Source organism: Archangium sp. (genome assembly GCF_036389735.1).
Classification (GTDB): domain Bacteria; phylum Myxococcota; class Myxococcia; order Myxococcales; family Myxococcaceae; genus Archangium.
Window position 1 is genome coordinate 1 of record NZ_DASVWK010000695.1, and the last position, 1,590, is coordinate 1,590.

The 1,590-nt window shown below is 69.6% G+C and carries 1 protein-coding gene and 1 pseudogene; both read right to left on the minus strand.

Going from position 1 to position 1,590, the window contains the following annotated elements:
• A pseudogene (locus VF794_RS24520) lies at positions 1-558 on the minus strand (adenylate/guanylate cyclase domain-containing protein); the annotation flags it as partial.
• Between the two features lie 31 nt (positions 559-589).
• A partial coding sequence (locus VF794_RS24525; RefSeq protein ID WP_331114410.1) for an MBL fold metallo-hydrolase occupies positions 590-1,590 on the minus strand: 1,001 nt, incomplete at its 5' end.

The following is a 1,590-nucleotide window of genomic DNA, read 5'->3' on the forward strand; positions in this document are numbered from 1 at the left end:
CGCCAGCACCACCTGATCCATCCCCACCTCGAAGACGGGGTTGGCCAACAGGCGGTTGAGCTGGAGGATGAGCTCCTGCTTCTCACTCGCCGTCTGCACCAGCATCAGCACCGTGTCGAGCTGCTCGGCCACGGTGTCCAGCAGGCGCTCCAGGCGTCCCGCGTGCTCGGGCCGGGTGTGGTCCCCCACCAGGTACAGGCCGATGCGTCCCACCGACTGGCCCACCACGTCCAGCTCCTGGCTCACCACCGTGCCCTCGCCCTCGCGCCGCGTGCCCAGGGCCCCCGCCAGCAGCGTGCCCGGATAGACGCCTCCGAAGTCGCCCGTGTGGAAGGTCTCCTCCACCAGCTCCTCGTTGCGCGTGGTGACGGCGACGCCCTGCGCCCCCGCCTCCCGCATCACCACCGGCAGCAGGCGGTGGAACGTCTGCGTCAGCGAGGCATGCTCCCTCAGGCTCTCCTCGATGATCGAGTCCACCTGACGGTTCAATGCGTGCAACATGCGCAGCTCCTCGAGCTCGGCCTCGGCGGCCACCGGCATGGCCCGTACCAGTTTCATGGTGTTCGTCTTTCCCTGTAACGACTTCCGCCTACCGGCAGTTCTGGTTGGCGTCGAGCGCCTCGCGCAGCTTCTGCGGAGGCGGTAGCTTGCGCGCGGCCATCATCTCCACGAACTCCCGGGCGTTGGCCACCTGGAGCCGCGGGTTGGTGCGCTTCTCCCGGCCGATGGTGCTCGCCCGCTGGCCCTGGTAGTCGTGCGAGGGCAGCACCACCGTGTCCTCGGGCAACGCCAGCAGTCGCTGGAGGCTCTCGTAGAGCTTCGTCGCGTTGCCCGAGGGCAGGTCCGTCCGGCCGCACGCGCCGATCAGCAGCGTGTCCCCCGTCAGCACCCGTCCCGGCAGCACCAGGCACAGAGCATCCTCGGTGTGGCCCGGCGTCCCCATCACCTGGATGCGCAGCCGGCCCAGCTCCAGCGTCTCCCCGTCCTGGAGCCGCTTGTCCACGCACGGCGGGGTGGCCGCCGCGTGCATCACCATCTGCGCCCCCGTCAGCTCCTTGAGGCGCATGGAGCCCGACAGGTGGTCCGCGTGGGTATGCGTCTCCAGCGTGTAGCGCAGCCGCAGTTGCTTGGACTTCAAGAGGTCCAGGTAGTGGTCCACGTGCTCACGCAACGGGTCCACCAGCATCGCCTCACCGGACTCGGGATCCGCCACGAGGTAGCTGCGGCACGGCGCGTCCGGCTGGAGCACCTCGAAGGTGTAGCCCTGGATGTCCCCGTCCGGCAGCGTGGTGTTGCTCTCCTGCGTGGACTCCATCCACTTGTCCGCGCACCGGCCGGCGAACTCGGCGCTCACCGCGTCGCCCTTCACCTGGTAGTGGCCGCGCCACTTGCGGTCGCGCACCCGCTGCACGTACTCCAGCAGCCGGTCCACGTCGCTCTCGTCGTTGTAGAGGCCCACGCTCGCGCGCACCGCGCCCGTGGGTGGCGTCGTCTGGCCCGCCGCCTTCGCCTTCGCGGCCAGCAGCTTGTCCATGTACAGGTGCGAGCAGAAGCGGCCGTTGCGCACCGCGATGGCGCCCTCCTCGGAGA